A 17,241-nucleotide genomic window follows, 5' to 3' on the forward strand; every position below is an offset into this window, starting at 1 on the left:
ACAAAAGGCCGACAGAAGTTATCCTGCTATAGTATAACTTCCGTCAGCCTTTCATTATTTACCTATAAATTATTTTATAAAACCAATTATACATTACATAAGTTTTGCATGTCTTTGACATGCTGTCTTCAATCAGCTTTAGTTCTCACCCCAACCTGGGTTCTGGATGAGTTCAGGATTCTTCTCGCGTTCGCCCGACGGGATAGGCCAGAGATAGTCGCGGCTTGAAACACCATGAGTGTAGCGTATAGAGCCGGTAATTTCCTTCTCAGGCTTACCGTTGAGAGTCTCGAGCAGTCCCCAACGCTTCATGTCGTCGAAGCTCTGTCCCTCGGCTGCAAGTTCTACGGCACGCTCATGGCGCAGACGTGTGAACACTTCGTCGTGAGTCTTCACGTTGACTGGGCTTTCCTCGCCCTGCCATGTCAGTGCAGGCATTTCTACCGACGGACGCTGGCGCACCTGGTTGATATAATCAATAGCAACAGCATCATTGTTCAATGCCCACTCGCACTCTGCCATCATCAGCAACACGTCGGCGTAGCGTATAAGCGGGAAGTTGATAGGAGTATCGGCACGGTTGTTCATTGCACCGTTCATGTCGCCTTCCGGAACGAACTTGCGCCACAAGTAGCAGTCGTAGTTGCCGTTTACACGGATTACGCCATTGCCGTCGTTAAGACCCTTTGTAGGCAGTACGAATTCACTTGGAGCCACCTTGTTCTTGTACCATCCCAAATAGCTGCTGTACGGAGTGATAAGCGATGCAGCCATACGTGGGTCGCGGTTGGCGTACATCTGCTGCAGCTTCTCCTTGTACGGAGTATATGCAACTACTTTTGAATTCTTGAAGGTCGAGTTGAACACCTTCTTCTTAGTAGCGTCGTTGGTTTCGTAGTCTTTGGCTACGGGGTCGTCCTTGAAGAATTCCTTCCAGCTGAACTGGCGTCCGTCCTTCCACTCGTACGAGTCGGCGAATGTTGTAGCCACCATCACGTTGTTCCAGCAAGAGCCATAAGAAGCGCGTGAACCCATGTAGAAGCACATAGGCATACCGTAGTCGGTACCTACACCGCCCATGTTCTGAATGGCGAAAATCATCTCTTTGCTCTCGTCGCCTCCGGGGAGGAAGAGTCCGGCGTAGTCGTTGTACAGCTCGTAGCCACCGTGCTCGATTACATCCTTAAAGCACTCTTTGGCTTCTGTATACTGCTTGTTGTAGAGATATATCTTGCCCATAAGAGCACGTGCAGCATACTTTGTGGCGCGTCCGTAGTCGGCCGACTCCCACGACTGTGGCAGCACATTGTATGCCTCGTTCAAGTCGTCGATAATGAACTTGCGAACATCGTCGGCACTGCTGCGTGGCTTCTTCATTTCAGAATATTCTGTAGTAACGTCGGTGGTCTCGTCGTACAGAGGCACACCACCGAAGTAGTTGAGCAGTTCGTTGTAGAAGAGGGCGCGCATGAATCGTGCCTCAGCTTTGTATTGAGCCTTGAGCTGGTCGCTCATGTTGCAGTTGTCAACGTTGCGGATTACGATGTTGGCACGTGCTACTGATTCGTAGAGGTTGGTCCAGCGGTAGTTCACCCATGTATCTGCCATATCGTAAGTGCCGCAGGCAAACTTCTGGAACGACTGATTGTCGTAGCCCATGGCTACTCCGCCCAGTACGTCCATAGAGAATTTCAGTCCGAATACGTGGTCGGCCTGCATACGGCTGTAAACGCCCATCATTGCCGACTTGGCATGGTCTTCAGTCTTGAAGTATGTGGCTGAAGAGAGCTTGTCGGTAGGATATCTATCCAGATCGTAGCAACCTGTCAGAGACATAGTCAAGGCAAGTGCTGCTGATAATATTGTTATCTTTTTCATAATGAATTTTCGCTTAATGGTTAGAATGATATGTTAAGACCCAGTGTGCACTGCTTCATTGTAGGATAGTTCATTCCGCTTACTTCGGGGTCGAAGCCCTTGAAGCTTGTGAATGTGAAGAAGTTCTCCAAACTGCAGTATACACGCACGCGCTGCACATTTATCATCTGTGTGAGGTTCTGCGGAACGGTGTAGCCGAGCTGGATGTTGCGTATCTTCAGGAATGAGCGGTCCTGCAGATAGAAGTCGCTGGGCTTGGTGTTGCGTGTGTCCTGATACTGTATCAGACGTGGATACTTGGCGTCGGTGCGACCTTCATACCAGCGGCCGTCTGCTACTTCTTTGTTGATTTGGTAGCCATAGCGCACGGTAGGAGTGTTGTATGCATCGTTCATCCAGAATGTCTTGATGCCGAGCTGTCCCTGAAGCAATGCCGAAACGTCGAAGCCCTTGTATGCAGCGTTGAGGTTGAGGCCGAATGTGAACTTCGGGTTGGTGCCGTCGCTCACGATCTCCTTATCCATAAGAGTGATGCAACCGTCGCCGTCGATATCCTTGTAGAGGAAGTCGCCCTTCTGAGGCTTGCCAAGTGCCTTGAATGCGTTAGGATTCTTAGCTATCATTTCGTCTACAATCTTCATGTCCTCGTCGGTCTGCAGGATTCGGTCTACGCGCATCAGATACTGTGAGTTGATGCTGTGTCCTTCCCAGATGAGGTTGGCACCGCTGATTGACATGCCGCCCTTGTCCTTGCCTTTGAACTTGTCTACATTATTAGTAATGTAAGCGAAGTTGGCGTTTGCACCATAGGTGAAGTCGCCTATCTTGTCCTGCCATCCGAGTGTGAACTCAATACCCTTGTTGGTCACCTCTGCACTGTTCTGCTTAGGCAGTGCTGTTGTACCGTGTACGCCCGGAGCCGGGAGGTTGATAAGGATGCCAGTAGTCTTCTTGTTGAAGAAGTCGATAGTACCGGTCAGGTGGTTGTTGAAGAATCCGAAGTCAAGACCTACGTTGAATACCTTGGTCGACTCCCATGTAAGGGCTGAGTTAGAGATGGCTGCAAGTGCAAGACCAGGTACCATAAGGTTGCCGAGCACGTAGTTGTTGCCGCTTGTGGTGTAGAGCGACTGGTAGTCGTAGTTGCCTACCGAGTTGTTACCCAGTGCACCGTACGACAGGCGAAGCTTCAAGTTGCTCAGGTTGCCACCCAATACGCCTTCCATAAACTTCTCCTGGTCGATACGCCATGCTGCTGATGCTGACGGGAAGTAGCCCCAACGGTTGTCTTTAGAGAAGCGTGACGAACCGTCGGCACGGAGGTTGAACTCGAAGAGGTACTTCTCCTGCCAGTTGAGGTTCAGTCGGCCGAAGAATGAGCGCATAGCCCACTCTGTGCTTGAGCCTGATGATGTCGACTCGCCGGTAGCACCGTTGATAACGTCCATTGAGAGGTCGGTCAAGTCCTGGCGTGTTGCCGAGAAATTCTTCGAGCGGTAGAGCTCGTTAGAGAGACCAGCCATAGCTCCGATAGTGAGGTTGTTCTTGAACATCTTGGTGTCGTAGCGTGCCACGAGGTCGTTGAAGTAGCGTTCTATCTTGCTGTCGGTATATTTGATTGATGTCTTGCCACGGTTGGTCCATGTCTGCTCGTCGGTGAGGAAGTTGTATGCATTGAGGAATACCGGCTTGCGGTGAGTCTCGCGGTCGAGGAATTCGTAGCTGTACGAACCGGTGAGCGAGAAGCCCTTGAACGGCTTCAATGTGGCAGTGAAGCGTGGACGAACGTTGTTCTTGCGGTCCTGACCTGCCCACTTGTTAAGACGGATGAGCGGGTTGTTGTTGGCACACTGGCCGCTGTCCTCGCTGTTGTTCAAAGCACCGTAGCGTCCGTCGGGAGCGCGGAAAACCATACCCGGAGTTGTAGCCGCTGTATATGTGAAGATGTTGTCAATCTCCTCAGCACCCGGTTCCAGGTCGCTCACGTAGCCACCAATCTGCATGCCGATGTTGAGCCATGATGTCACGTCGGCGTCCATGTTGAGGCGTACGGTGTACTTCTTCATACCGGCATTCTCCAAAACGCCAGGGTTGTTCATGTATCCGAACGAGCCGTAGAAGCGAATCTTGTCGCTACCGCCGCTGAGTGATACTACGTGGTTGGTCGATGTCGACGGCTTGAATGTCTCGTCAATCCAGTTGGTGTTAGGATATTTCAGAGGGTCGTTGCCATTGCGCCATTCAGCGATTTTATCTTCTGAGAAGTACTGGTTCTTGCCCGACTTAGGGTTAGAGTTGTAGTAGCCCTCGTTGATAAGTTCCATGTAGTCGGCATAGTTTGACACCGGAGTCAGAGTCTTGCGGATAGACTGGAAAGATACGTATCCGTTGTAGTCGACCTTGATTTTTCCCGATTTACCCTTCTTTGTAGTGATAAGGATAACGCCGTTGGCTGCACGCGATCCATAGATTGAAGCCGAGGCAGCATCCTTCAATACTGATACCGACTCTATATCCTGCGGGTTAACGGTGTTGATGCCCTGCTCTACACCGTCGATGATGATAAGAGGTGCCGATGAGTTGAGTGTACCCTGACCACGCACAAGGATTGATGCGTTGTCATCGCCCGGACGGTTGCTGCTCGATGAAACGTTTACACCGGCAGCTAGACCTGCGAGGGCCTGCGAAACGTTGGTGACGGGACGGCTCTCAGTCAGCTCGTCCATATTGATGGATGCAACAGCACCCGACATGTTCACCTTTTTCTGTGTGCCGTAACCTACAACAACAACTTCGTTGAGGCTCTTTGAGTCGGACTTGAGAGTTACCTTGAGCGACTTCTCGCCGTTGTACTTCACCTCCTGTGTCTGGAATCCGATGTAGCTGATTACGAGTGTCTGGCCCTTCTTCAAGCCTTTCAGTGTGAAATCGCCATCAATAGATGTAATGGTGCCTACGGTGTCCTGTCCCTTAATCTTGATAGTGGCGCCAATGATTGGCTCGCCCATATCGTCAAGGACGATACCCGTAACGGTTGTAGACTCCTGCTGTACGTTGGCAACATTATTTGTTGCCGGCGACGTGGCAGTTGCATTTCCAAATGCTGGATACATGCTGGCTGTAACACCAAGCATCAAGCCTTTCAGTAAAAGATTTGATTTGTGCATAGATCTTTTGTTTGGGTTTTTATTTCAGATTTAGTATAATTTTATTTCAGATGTAGTATACGCTTACTTCTGTTGTAGTGTGCTCTTACTTCAGATGTAGTGTACGTTTACTTCAGATGCTGTGTGTGCTTAATGGCTCACTGGTTGTTTTAGGTAAATTTTATCTTTCGGTTGCAAATTTAGAATAAATAAAGCATGAATGCCGTATACAAATATACGTTTTGTGTGTATTTTTCGTACGTATCTCGTTATTTAACTTATCCTGCCATCCTGCCAATAATGAGTTTCTTTTACGTTGCGAATCTATTGTTTTTTGATGTGTCTACCCCCATTTAGCATGCTTTTTATTTCGTAATAATAGGTTGTGTGAAAATTTTGAAAGTATACTTTTGTTTGTTTAGTTTAAAATTTGTAATTTTACGCCCACTACAACCATAAAATTATACAATGTTATACATTAGGTTTATAAAACGATTATTACTAATACTAATTGTCTGCTTATTCGCTCTCAATATCCAAGCCATGCGTTTCCGTCATCTGTCGATGCCGGATGGACTGTCGCAATTGTCCGTATTGTCGATATATCAAGACCGTCTTGGACGTATGTGGTTTGGCACTGAGGAGGGCGTAAATATATTTGATGGCAATACGGTTACGGCTATAAAGAAGTTTCGCGGCATGAATCCGCACAATATTGAGGTGCGACGTATTTGTGGCGACGACAACGGCAACGTGTATTTTCTTCTCGGCCGTTCGGTCGTAGCCATCGACTATCTTACCCAAGGCAGCAAGGTGATTGTCCCCGACGGCGTGTCGGCTCTTGCGTGTCATGCGGGCCATCTCTACTATGCTCGTAAAGGCCATCTCTGCTCTTATCGTATAGCCGACAAGAAGACAAAAGTCATTGCTTCAACGGAGGGTGCCCGTCCCAATGCCATCTACATCGACCGTCGTGGCACGGTGTGGGTTGCTGCTGTCAACGGTCTATACACGTTGTCTACGAAGACCCGGAGATTGACACCCCGACTCAGCGGACCTTATATCGAATACATCTTCCAGGACTCGCATGGCAACATTTGGGCATCATCGCGCGACCGTGGATGCTATCGCATTGCGTCCGACGGCACTACCACACAATTCTCGGTCGACGAAAACACTGCCAAGGCTGAGAACAACAATGCCGTGCAGCACAACAAGGACTGGCGCACACAGAATCATATCAGCAGCAACAGTGTGCGTGAGATTACCGAGGATAGCAACGGATATATATGGATTGGCACCTTCTTGGGCCTCAACCGTTTCGACCCCACAACTGGTACATTCAATGTATATATCCACACCAACAATTCGCAGAGCATAAGCCATCAGTCGGTGTTTCCGCTTGTCAGAGACAGCGAGGGCACTATCTGGGCTGGTACTTATTATGGCGGAGTCAACTATTTCACTTCCGACAACGACTCGTTCAAGTTCTATGCGGCTGATATCAACAACCCCAACTGCTTGTCCAATCCGTTTGTGGGACATATCACCATCGACAAGCGTGGCGATATATGGGTGTGTACTGAGGGCGGCGGACTCAACCGCATCGACCACGCCACTCATACCGTGACCTACTATATGACGGGCAACAATGCCAATTCGCTGCCACAGAACAATCTGAAGGATATAGTCTACGAACCCTCGCGCGACCGTCTATATATAGGTACGTATATGGGTGGAGTGTCAGTGCTCGACATCAAGAGTGGCAAGTTCACCAATCTGCTCTCTCTCTATCCTGAGGAGACGAAGCGTTCGGGCAATCGCATCGTCGACATGACCCGATGGCACGACCGTGTGCTCTTCACCACGCTCGGCGGATTGTGGATGCTCAACCCCGACACGTATAAGGTGGAGGAACTCATCCCTCAACTGAATGATTATGGCGAGCGTCGCATCTATACCGACCGTCGTGGCTATCTGTGGGCGGCAGACGGGTCGGGACTGTACAAGATTTCTGTGCAGTCGCGCCGTGTGCTGCGCTATTATGAGGCAGGCAAGGCAGGATTGGGCGAAGTGGGATTCACTGATATCCGCGAGGACAGCAATGGTCGCATCTATGTAGCGTCGGTAGGCGGCGGAATATACCGCCTCGACGAGAAGAAACATACGTTTCAGGTGTTCGACACCGACAACAGCGACATTATGAGCAACTTCTGCTATGCCTTTGCCAATGTGGGCAAACAGCTGATATATAGCACCGAGCATGGCATTGGCGTGCTCAATACCACCGACGACTCCTTCCGTAATGTCGAGTTCTCGCACGACTTCCCCCTTGTTGGCATCAATCGTGGCTGCGGATTGTTTGCTGTGGGCAACACCATATTTGTGGGTGGCACCAATGGAATGGTGGCTATGGACGTGAGCCGTCTGCTTGCCATGCGTTCTTACGGCCGTCTGTATTTCTCGCGTCTGTATATCAATGGCAAGGAATGTCTGCCTGGCGACGGCACCGACATTCTCGACAAGGCAGTCTATCTCACCGACGAGATACACCTCAATCACGATCAGAACAATATCACATTCGGCTTTGCCACCGACAACTATACACGCAGCTTCAACCAGCCGCTTTTCGAATACCGATTGCGTGGCTACGACAATACATGGTATACCACCACTGGCCACAGCATATCCTATCCGAAACTGCCTGCCGGCAACTATACGCTTGAGGTACGAATGAAGCCATCTACATGGCAGACCGAAGGCGACGTGGAGAAGTTGACTCTGAAATTGAAGGTAAGCCCGCCGTTCTATCTCTCTACCTTGGCATATATCATATACATTGCCATATTCTTTAGTCTTATTTGTGCGTTCTATTATTTCAAGCGCTCACAGCTGCTGCTTGAGACGTCGCTCGCCATCGAGAAGAAAGACCGTCAGAACGAGGAGGCTCTCAGCAAAGCTAAGTTGCAGTTCTTCACAAGTATATCGCACGAGTTCCGCACGCCGCTCACGCTCATCATTGCCAAGCTCGACTATGTGATGCAGAATGTACAGAAGAGCACCGCCATAGCCCGAAGCTTGAAGAGTGTCAATCAGAATGCGAGCATGATGCTCGAACTCGTCAACGAATTGCTCGACTTCCGCAAGATGGAGCAGGGCTATACCCATCTGAGTGTGGGCAAGCACGACCTCGTGGAGTTTGTCAAGGACATCACGATGGCGTTTGACGATATGGCGCGCACCAAGTCTATCACCTTCACGTTCTCGTCTACGTCGCCACGCATAGAGTGCTGGTTCGACCAGCGTCAGATGCAAAAGGTGGTGTACAATCTCGTGTCCAATGCCTTCAAGTACGTCAGTCAGCAGACGGGCACTATCGAAGTGCAGCTCGACCAGGACGACCGTCATGCCTTATTGCGTGTCATTGACAATGGCGTGGGCATTGCCTCTGCCGACATCGACCGCATCTTCGACCGCTTCTATCAGGCCAACAATGGTCAGACCAAGGCGGTGGCTACACGTGGCACTGGAATCGGATTGGCGCTTGTCAAGAACATCGTTGAGCGTCATCATGGCACTATCAATGTTGTCAGTTCTGAAGGATATGGTTCGGTGTTTGTCGTACAGCTGTGCAAGGACAGCACCCAGTTTGCCGCTGACGAGATAGAGACGGTTGAGGCTCCTGCTGATGAGCCAAAGGTGATAGAAGAGTCAGTCGCAACCGAAGGCATGGCGAAGGTGCTGGTGGTAGAGGACAACGACGAATTGCTCGCCACGCTGCGCGACATCTTCTCGCCATTGTATCATGTCGTCGTTGCCCACAACGGCAAGGAGGGACTCGACATGACGCGTGCCGAGTCGCCCGACATTGTGGTGAGCGACGTGATGATGCCCGTAATGGATGGCATGGAGATGTGCAAGGCTATAAAGAACGACATATCTGTGAGCCACACGTTGGTGCTTCTGCTCACCGCCATGAGTGCGTCGGAGCATGAGGTGGAGGGACTGCGCTGCGGTGCCGACGACTATGTGGCTAAGCCGTTCAATCCCTCGGTGCTGCTTGCACGTGTTGCGGCATTGCTGCGCATGCGCTCGCTTCTGCAGCAACGCTTCTCTAAGGGCAATATGCGCATGGCTGATGCTCAGCAGTTTGCTGTCAACAAGCTCGACCGCGAATTCATGCAGCGTTGCGACGAAATTGTCAACAAGCATATTGCCGACTCCGACTTCTCGGTCGACAACATGGCGCGTCAGTTGCTGATAGGCCATACGAGTTTCTTCACGAAGTTCAAGGCTATTACCAGCATGACTCCCAATGAATATCTGATTAAGCAGCGCCTCTCACGTGCTGCCGACTATCTGCGTGATGATCCTACGGCAACGATAGCCAATGTGGCATACAAATACGGATTCAATTCGCCACGCTACTTCTCACAATGCTTCAAGAAGGCCTATGGAGCGAATCCTACGGAATGGCGTGAGAGTTTTTCTAATTGAGAGTTGAGAATTGAGAGTTGAAAGTTATGATTACCTTTTAAAGCTATATATAGCTAAAAATATTACAAAACAATACATATCATAACTCTCAACTCTCAACGAGGGTGTGTCAAAATGGGAGTTATAGGAATTTAAGAAGAAGTTAATCCATCTACGATGGATGGAAGTTAACAGACAAATGCTTTGTTTTCAGCAAATTATACATATGTCCGCTAACTTCTGTTAACTTCGGGCGAAGCCCAAACTTCCTTTAACTTCTATTTTGACACACCCTCCTATTTTTTCGGTTGCAACAGCTTTTGGTATTCCTCGGCGTTGCCGAGCAGACGTGCGGCTTCGGCAAACTGCTTGTCGTTGCGCAGTGAGTTTTCGAGCGAACCCTTCTCGAAGTAGTATGCAGCCATGAGGTCGGCGGCTATCAGTTCTTTTATCTTCTGCTTGTTGTACGGATAGTCGAGGTCTTTGGCTATGTTGTGCTTCAGCTTCTGGCGCAGCGCCTCAAACTCAGGTTTTGCGTCGTCGTAGTAGCCCTCGAAGCGAGCCAGATTCTCCAGCTCCTTGAGTATCTTCTCGCTCACCTGGTCGTATGTGAAACCGCTCTTTATCACACGCTGCTTGAATTGCTCGTAGTCGGCATCCGACAGTTCGAAGTCCTTAGGACTTGCCACTGTGGGGTGGGCGGCTATGTAGTCAATCTCGTAGTTGAGCAGAATGTCGGTAGTGTCAACACGCGAGAGATAGAAGGCGATGTTGGGCAGCGAGTCGGGCTTCACCTCGATATCGGGCTTGATGCCACCGCCGTCGCGCACAATGCGTCCGGCAGCAGTGCGAAACTCATGGGTGAGCGAGTCGGGCACGTTCTCGGCTACATATCCGTTGTCAGTGTGCTTGTAGCGCAGAGCCTGTATGCATCGTCCCGATGGAATGTAGTATTTTGCAGTGGTCAGCTTCAGTTTTCCGTTATATGGCAGCGACACGTTAGGTATCTGCACCAGACCCTTGCCGTATGTGCGTGTACCCATGATTACGGCGCGGTCGTAGTCCTGCAGCGTTCCGCTCGTTATCTCGCTGGCACTGGCTGTAGCCTCGTTGACGAGCACCACGATAGGCATCACGGTGTCAATCGGTTCTACTGTAGTGTTGTAGCTGCTGTTGGCGTTCTTCACCTTGCCCTTCATCGAGAGCAGGTGGCGGCCCTTCGGTAGGAACATGTTCAGAATCTGCAATGCTTCCTGCACCGAGCCTCCACCGTTGTTGCGCAGGTCGAGCACCAGTCCCTTCATGCCCTGCTTCTTCAAGTCGATAAATGCGCGGCGCACGTCCTTGGCGCTGTTCTCTACATATTGGTTGTAGTTGATATATCCGATGCCATCCTTCTGCATGCCGTAGTAGGGCAGATAAGGCATCTGGATGGCTTTGCGCTGCACCTTGACGGTCATCTTCTTGCCCGTCGACGGACGCTCAATCTTCATCACCATTGTTGTGCCAGGTTCGCCGCGCAGGTGGTCGCTTACGTAGGCAGTGCTCTTCTCAGCCATCGACTCGCCGTCGATGCTCAGAATGATGTCGCCCTTCTTCAGTCCGGCTTCGGCAGCCGGCATACCCTCGTAAGGCTCGTTTATGATGACACGCTTGCGTGTGAAGCTATAGCTTATTATCGAGCCGATGCCAGCATATTTGCCCGTCATCATCTGCTTGTATTCAGCCGCCTTGTCCTCGGGGAAGTAGTCTGTGTACGGGTCGAGCGAGCGCATCATCGAGCGTATAGCCGTTCCGATGGTCTTGTCGGCGTCGAGCGAGTCGACGTACATCAAGTCGAGGTTGCGGTAGATGGCATTGAAAATGTCAAGGTTCTTTGCCACGCGGAAGTTGTGGTCGCTGGTGTTCTGTGCCAGTATTGGCATAGCCACAGCCATGAGTGCCATCAGCATCAGGCTGCGCATTGTTTTGGTGTATTTGCGTAAGTGCATATTGTGTTTATGAAATGTTGCTTTATTAATAATATGTATATGTCAATAGACTGATGCAAAAGTAATACATTAACCTCACAAAACACTCGTTTTGTACCTTATTTTACGTATTGACAAAGAAAAATCACATAATTTGCGAAAATTTCTTGCAAAAAGTTTGGAGGAAAGGAAAAATACCACTAACTTTGCACCCGCAATCAAGAAAACAAGGTTGCAGAGATATAATGCTTCAATAGCTCAGTTGGTTAGAGCACCTGACTGTTAATCAGGGGGTCGTTGGTTCAAGTCCATCTTGAAGCGCAAAAGAAAAGCCTCGCAAGTCGAAAGATTTGCGAGGCTTTTCTTTTTTAGTTGAGAGTTGAAAATTGAGAGTTGAGAGTTATGGGGTGAGTTGATAATTGAGAGTGGAGAGTTGAGAGTTATGATATGCTGTGTCGTCAATAATAATTTGTGAACATACTTGTAAATGTTTATAGGCAATCATAACTCTCCACTCTAAACTCTCCACTCTAAACTTTCCACTCTCTAAACTCTCAACTTTCAACTGGAAAAGTTTTATATCACTCCTGCCTGATGCAGGAACACTGCGATGATGCATATTGGGCACACGAAGCGTACGGCGAAAAGGTAGATGCGCCATACGTGGCGCGACACGGTGCCGCTGTTGGTGAACTCGCGGTGTACCAGGCGGCGCGGAACAATCCATCCTAATAGTATACTTGTGAGGAAAGCGCCGAGTGGCATGAGTATCTGTGCCGTGAAGAAGTCGCAGCAGTCGAGCAGCGACTTGCCGAAGAACACGAACGCATCGGACGCTCCGCACGACAGCGCACACATTATACCTATCACACAACATATTGCGGTCTCGATGGTGGCACCCGTTCGGCGCGACACGTGCAACTCCTCGTACAGAAAGGAGGTGCCTATCTCGTGCATGGAGATGGTCGAAGTGAGCGCAGCCAGTGCCAGCAGCATGTAGAAAAGTACGCTTATCACGTAGCCTATGACGGGCATTGAGCCGAACGCTTCGTGGAAGACGTTGGGCAGAGTGATGAATATCAGCGACGGACCTGAGTCGGGATTGATGCCTACGGAGAAGGCGGCAGGGAATATCATGAGTCCGGCGAGTATTGCCACAAGCATGTCTATCAGTGCTATCTGGCAAGCCGTCTTCGAGAGGTTGGCGCTGCGCTTGAAGTACGAGGCGTATGTACACAGGCATGCCGTGCCCAGCGACAGCGAGAAGAATGCCTGTCCCAGTGCGTCGAGGAATACGTCGCGGTTCATCTTCGAGAAATCGGGGTTGAGCAGGAAGTCAACGCCGCGCCACGCTCCGGGCAACATGCACGAGGCAATGACGATGATGATGAGCAGGATGAACAGCGTAGGCATGAGCAGATTGGACACTTTCTCTATGCCACTGCGCACGCCCTTCACCACAACGAGGTGTGTCAGCACGATGAATGCAACCGTCCATACGGCTGGCATGATCGGGTCGGTGGTGAATTCCTTGAAGTATTCAGCCACGTAGGCTGCGTCGCCGCTGATGCCACCCATAAGCGACGCGTACAGATATTGCAGACACCAGCCGGCTATGACGGCATAAAATCCGAGTATTATCATCGACGTGATGGCTCCCATCACGCCCACCAGCATCCACCACTTGCCCGAAGCCAGGCGGCGATAGGCTCGTGCAGCGTTCGATCCGGCGTGTCTGCCGATGATGAACTCGCTTATCATGCCCGGTATTCCGAGCATGAGTACACATATTATATATACCAGTATGAACGCAGCGCCGCCGTCGTGGCCCGTCATATACGGGAAGCGCCACACGTTGCCGAGGCCCACTGCCGAGCCTGCCGTTGCAAGCACCGCCCCGAATTTGGTGGCGAAGCCTGCTCTTGAATTATTGCTCATAGTGTTAGATTATGCCGAGTTGGTTGAGGAATATGGCTACGATGCACACGGGGCAGACGTAGCGTATCAGCAATATGTACACGCCGAAGAGCGTAGAGCGCAGGGTTCCCCAGTTGGTGAACTCGTCCTTAACGGTCTGGCGCGGCACTACCCATCCCATGAATATACATGTCAGGAATCCGGCTATAGGCAGCATTATCTGTCCGGTGACAAAGTCGAAGAGGTCGAACAGCGACTTGCCTCCTATCACGAGCCAGTCTCTGCCGCCTATCGACAGCGAGCACAGGGCACCGAGCACGCACAGCGACACCGTGACGAGCGTTGCTGCCTTCTTGCGTGTGGTGTGCAGCTCTTCGTAGAAGAAGGCTGTCGACACCTCGTGGAGCGAGATGAGCGATGTGAGTGCAGCCAGCGACAGCAGCACATAGAACATGATGGCTATCACTGAGCCTATAATAGGCATTGTGGCAAAAGCTTCCTTGAATACGTTGGGGAGGGTGATGAATATCAGCGACGGACCCGAGTCGGGATTGATTCCAACCGAGAAGGCGGCTGGAAATATCATCAATCCTGCCAGAATGGCTATGAGTGAGTCGATGGCAACGATATTGACAGCCGACTTCATGAGGTTGGCTTTACGCGAAAAATAGCTTGCGAAGGTGCAGATGCAGCCCATGCCGATGCTGAGCGAATAGAACGACTGGCCCATAGCGGCAAGAAATACGCTTGAGTCCATCTTTGAAAAGTCGGGACGTAGCAAGAATTCCACGCCCTTACCGGCTCCGGGCAGCATGCACGAGCCTATTACAACCACTACGAGCAGCACAAACAGCGTCGGCATCATCATCTTTGACGCACGCTCTATGCCGCTGCGCACACCGTGTATTATCACGAAGTGGGTCAGCGCGAGTATTGCCACCGTCCAGAATACGGGACGTATGGGCGAAGCGGAGAATTCCTGGAAGTACTGGGTGATGTACTGCGGATTGCCGTTAAGCTCGCCGAATGCCGAGGCGAAGATGTATTGCAGGCACCATCCAGACACTACTGCATAGTAGCTTGTGATGATAAATCCGGTGAGCACGCTCATGCAGCCCACCAACCGCCATGCCTTTGCAGTGCCTATCTCGCCGTAGGCGCGTCCCGTATTGGCTGCTCCGTGGCGGCCTATGATGAATTCGTTCATCATGCAGGGTATGCCGAGCACCAGCACGCACGCTATATATATAAGTATAAAGGCGGCTCCGCCGTTCTGGCCGGTCATGTATGGAAAACGCCATACGTTGCCCAGTCCTACCGCCGAACCCGCCGTTGCGAGAATCATTCCCAGTTTGCTTCCGAAGTTTACTCTTTCTTGTGACATGTGTTTTTATAATTTATATCCTATCGAGGGTGCAAAATTATAAAAATTATTCGATAATTCGAAGCAAACCGTAACTTTATACGCCTTTTATCGTGTCATTTTATACTTCATCGGGCCATGGACATGGCTTTCCGTCAGACTTGAACGTGGGTCGCTGGGCACCTACACGGCGCAGGTATTCGCCCAGTTCGCGCGACAGACGCTTCACGATGTCCTTGTGTTCGGCAGCCACATTGTGCTGCTCGCTTATGTCGGCAGGAATGTTGAAGAGTTCTTTTCTGCCCGTGTCGTAGTAGTATATCAGCTTCCACTCGTCCTTGCGTATGGCGCAGTTGAGATTGATGCCGGGTCCGTTGTTGCCCCAGATGTTGGGGAAGTTCCACACCAGTGCACGGCCTTTCGACGTGTCGCCCGTCTCGCGCAGCATCGGTACGAACGAGAGTCCGTCTACCGGCGCTACGGTCTTGTACTTGTTTACGCCAGCCATTTCGAGAATGGTGGGGTAGAAGTCTTCAATCATAGTGTACTTGTCGCACTTCGATCCGGCGCGTGTCACGCCCGGCCACGATACTATCATAGGCTCGCGTATGCCACCCTCGTACAACGAGCACTTGCCGCTGAGCAACGGATAGTTCTGATGATACAGTTCGCCGTCGCGCCATGTGGGGTTGGTTGCGAGTCCGCCGTTGTCGCTCATGAAGAGTATGATGGTGTTGTCCTTCTCGCCGTTGCGCTCCACCCAGTCCATAAGGTCGCCCAGACTCTTGTCCATACCCTCGATGAGCGAAGCGTAAGCCGCCTCCTTATCGCTGAGGCCCTTGCGCACATACTTCGAGAAGAAGCGTTCGTCGCGGTCGATAGGTATGTGTATGGCGTAGTGCGACATATACAGAAAGAAGGGCTGGTTGTACTTCTTTGCCTTGTCAAGTGCTCCTATAGCCTCCTTGGTGAGTGCTTCGGTGACGAAAGTTCCGGTGCCCCAGTACTTCTCCAGTCCCGGTATAGACATCAGCGAAGTAGGTTTGCCGTCCTTGGTGTGTCCGTAGTTCAGCTCGCTCAGGTATGTGGCGAGTCCTCCGGCAGCGTGTCCGGCAATGTTCACTTCAAATCCCCAGTGTGTAGGATTCTCGCCCGGGGTGTCCATAGCGCCGAAATGCGCCTTGCCGCAATGTATGGTGTGATAGCCGCTGTGGCGCAGCAGTTCTACGAACGATGTGCCCACATAGGTGTGTGGAGTGCCTGCCACCTGCGATACGCCGTTGATGTTCCAGTCGGGACAGTCCACCACGTCGCTCGGGAAGTCTACCGACTTGTCGCGTTCGAGCGTCCAGTTGGTCACACGGTGGCGTGCGTTGTTGGCGCCCGTGATGAGGCTGCAACGCGAAGGTGAGCTGACGCTGGCGGCATAAGCCTGCGTGAACATCATGCCTTGGCGTGCCAGGCGCTCCATGTTGGGCGTCTCGTACACCTTATTATATTGTGTGCGCTCGGTCCAGAAGGGTAGTGAGGTGTCCTGCCAACCCATGTCGTCGACAAGAAACAGAATGATGTTGGGGCGACGTGCGCTGCTCGCGTTGTCGTTGGGGGCTGCAGCTGCTGTGGCGGTGACGGCAAGCGATGCTGCTGCGAAAGCTAAAGATTTGTTCATAAGCTGAAGTTTTTAGTATCTCGGGTTATAACTGCAAAGTTACTAAAAGTAGTGTAAAGGGCAAAAAAAAGACAGCTGAAACAAATTGTTTCAGCTGTCTTTAGGGTCGGGATGACAAGATTCGAACTTGCGACCCCTACGTCCCGAACGTAGTGCGCTACCAACTGCGCTACATCCCGATTGCTTCGGTTGCGACATTTATGTCTCAAAAGCGAGTGCAAAGGTACAGGTTTTTTCTGATATACACGCAATTTTTTCGTAAAATCTTTCCAAAGAAGTGCATTTTATGTGGAATGTCATGCCCGTAGAGTGGGTTTGAGCAGTTTTTTGCACTAATTTTAGTGTTTGTGTATAAAAATACTGATAAAAAGTTGCGGGAACCAACAAAAAGCATTACCTTTGCACTCGCAATTCAGAAATGCAGTTGGTGCCATAGCTCAGTTGGTAGAGCAAAGGACTGAAAATCCTTGTGTCCCCGGTTCGATTCCTGGTGGCACCACAGTTAAAAAGCAGTTACTCAAACGAGTAGCTGCTTTTTTTGTTGCCTTAAACTTTAATCTTTGCCCCCTTGTTGTTGTCCGTTTGTTTGGTGCCATAGCTCAGTTGGTAGAGCAAAGGACTGACATTGTCTATAAATTGGCCTTGTGTCCCCGGTTCGATTCCTGGTGGCACCACAGACGAAAGAGGGTGTGTCAAAATAGGAGTTAGAGGAAGTTAAGAAGAAGTTAATCCATCTACGATGGATGGTAGTTAACAGACAAATGCTTTATTTTCAGCAATTTATACATATGTCCGCTAACTTCCGTTAACTTCGGGCGAAGC

General features: G+C 50.7%; 7 protein-coding genes and 4 tRNA genes. 4 read left to right on the forward strand and 7 right to left on the reverse strand.

What is annotated here, in order from left to right:
• Window positions 1–138: 138 nt before the first annotated feature.
• Together I6E38_RS02105 and I6E38_RS02110 are read right to left on the reverse strand one after the other, a co-directional pair.
• Complete coding sequence (locus I6E38_RS02105) at window positions 139–1,878, reverse strand: RagB/SusD family nutrient uptake outer membrane protein (protein WP_235392439.1); 1,740 nt, start codon at window positions 1,876–1,878, stop codon at window positions 139–141.
• 20 nt (window positions 1,879–1,898) lie between these two features.
• Window positions 1,899–5,045 (reverse strand): SusC/RagA family TonB-linked outer membrane protein, encoded by a 3,147-nt coding sequence (locus I6E38_RS02110; protein ID WP_235392440.1) that lies wholly within the window; start codon window positions 5,043–5,045, stop codon window positions 1,899–1,901.
• Between the two features lie 522 nt (window positions 5,046–5,567).
• On the opposite strand from I6E38_RS02110, the gene I6E38_RS02115 reads away from it, so the two are divergent.
• A complete protein-coding gene (locus tag I6E38_RS02115; protein ID WP_235392441.1) occupies window positions 5,568–9,521 on the forward strand; it encodes a hybrid sensor histidine kinase/response regulator transcription factor in 3,954 nt (1,317 codons plus the stop codon).
• Between the two features lie 275 nt (window positions 9,522–9,796).
• On the opposite strand, the gene I6E38_RS02120 is transcribed toward I6E38_RS02115, so the two are convergent.
• Window positions 9,797–11,464: a S41 family peptidase gene (locus I6E38_RS02120; protein ID WP_235392464.1), complete on the reverse strand. Its 1,668-nt coding sequence runs from the start codon at window positions 11,462–11,464 to the stop codon at window positions 9,797–9,799.
• 253 nt (window positions 11,465–11,717) lie between these two features.
• Between I6E38_RS02120 and I6E38_RS02125 the strand changes: the two genes are divergently transcribed.
• A tRNA-Asn gene (locus I6E38_RS02125) sits at window positions 11,718–11,791 on the forward strand.
• Between the two features lie 255 nt (window positions 11,792–12,046).
• Here I6E38_RS02125 and I6E38_RS02130 read toward each other — a convergent pair.
• From I6E38_RS02130 to I6E38_RS02145, 4 genes are all read right to left on the reverse strand, one after another.
• Window positions 12,047–13,408, reverse strand: a complete 1,362-nt coding sequence (locus tag I6E38_RS02130) for a sodium-dependent transporter (RefSeq protein ID WP_235392442.1) — start codon at window positions 13,406–13,408, stop codon at window positions 12,047–12,049.
• Window positions 13,409–13,412: 4 nt separating this feature from the next.
• Window positions 13,413–14,771: a sodium-dependent transporter gene (locus tag I6E38_RS02135; RefSeq protein ID WP_235392443.1), complete on the reverse strand. Its 1,359-nt coding sequence runs from the start codon at window positions 14,769–14,771 to the stop codon at window positions 13,413–13,415.
• 100 nt (window positions 14,772–14,871) lie between these two features.
• The gene (locus I6E38_RS02140) at window positions 14,872–16,419 is read right to left on the reverse strand and encodes a sulfatase (protein ID WP_235392444.1); all 1,548 of its coding nucleotides are present in this window, start codon (window positions 16,417–16,419) and stop codon (window positions 14,872–14,874) included.
• A gap of 106 nt (window positions 16,420–16,525) precedes the next feature.
• Window positions 16,526–16,598 (reverse strand) — tRNA-Pro (locus tag I6E38_RS02145).
• A gap of 247 nt (window positions 16,599–16,845) precedes the next feature.
• Here I6E38_RS02145 and I6E38_RS02150 point away from each other — a divergent pair.
• Both I6E38_RS02150 and I6E38_RS02155 read left to right on the forward strand, forming a co-directional pair.
• Window positions 16,846–16,918 (forward strand) — tRNA-Phe (locus I6E38_RS02150).
• Between the two features lie 89 nt (window positions 16,919–17,007).
• Window positions 17,008–17,093: transfer RNA gene (locus tag I6E38_RS02155), tRNA-OTHER, on the forward strand.
• The last annotated feature ends 148 nt before the right edge of the window (window positions 17,094–17,241 follow it).

The sequence above is a fragment of the Leyella stercorea genome, from assembly GCF_021531355.1.
Classification (GTDB): Bacteria; Bacteroidota; Bacteroidia; order Bacteroidales; family Bacteroidaceae; genus Prevotella.